The organism is Methylobacterium sp. WL103 (genome assembly GCF_008039885.1).
GTDB classification, from domain to species: domain Bacteria; phylum Pseudomonadota; class Alphaproteobacteria; order Rhizobiales; family Beijerinckiaceae; genus Methylobacterium; species Methylobacterium cerastii.
Genome location: NZ_VRUX01001095.1, coordinates 1 through 782, shown reverse-complemented (window position 1 = coordinate 782; position 782 = coordinate 1). Strand labels below are relative to the sequence as shown.

The window sequence follows — 782 nt, the reverse complement described above, 5'->3', positions numbered from 1 at the left end:
GCCCCCGGGCGGCTCCCCGCCGACGAGCGCTTGGCCGACTACGCCCGCCGCGGCATCGAAGGCCTGCGCCTCGACGTCGAGGCCGGCCCGGAGGCCTACGCCCCGCTGATGGAACGGCTCGATGCGGTTTTGTGAAGCCGCTGGCATTTCCTTCTCACCCCCGCAGAGGGGGGAGTGGATGCGCACGCCCAGGTGCGGAGAACCATGACCCCCGCCGACGCTCCGTCCACCCTCGACGCCCTGCGCGGGCTTCACCTGCCGAACCAGGTGGCGGGGGCGATCTCCGGCGAGGTCGTCGTCGCGATCCTCGCGGGATTCGCCGCCGCGCTGCTCGTCGGGCTGGTGCGCTATCTTCGTGTCCGCGCCCGCGCCACTCTGCGCCGGGCGGCGTTGCGCGACTTGTCCGCCGCACGAAGCCTCGATCCGGACGCGCGCCTCGTGGCACAGGCCCGGCTGCTGCGCCGCCTCGCCCGCACCCTGCACGGCGAGGCGGCCGCCGCGGCGCAAGGGACGGCATGGGCGCAGAGGCTCGACGGGCTGTTTTCCACCACCTTTTTCACGGCGGGCGCCGGGCGCACCCTCGTCGAGGGGCTCTACCGCCGCGGCGACCGGCCGGACCCGGCCGCCCTCGACGCCGAGCTCGGGCGCCTGATCGGGCGGATCCGCGGATGAGCCTGCTCCCGGCCTGGGTCACGGCGCTCGCCTCCGCGTTCGATTGGGCCGCGCCGCTGGCGCTGCTGCTCCTGCCGCTGCCGCTGCTGGTTCAGCGCTTCGTCCCGGCG

General features: G+C 75.1%; 1 protein-coding gene and 1 pseudogene. Both read left to right on the top strand.

Annotated features, from left to right (window positions below):
• Positions 1-135: pseudogene (locus tag FV222_RS31685) on the top strand (DUF58 domain-containing protein); the annotation flags it as partial.
• A 69-nt stretch (positions 136-204) separates the two neighbouring features.
• A complete protein-coding gene (locus FV222_RS28005; RefSeq protein WP_147761621.1) occupies positions 205-672 on the top strand; it encodes a DUF4381 family protein in 468 nt (155 codons plus the stop codon).
• The last annotated feature ends 110 nt before the right edge of the window (positions 673-782 follow it).

What these genes read in the sequence shown, in the direction of transcription:
- FV222_RS28005 (WP_147761621.1), top strand. Translation starts at nt 205, where the DNA reads ATGACCCCCGCCGACGCTCCGTCCACCCTCGACGCCCTGCGCGGGCTT.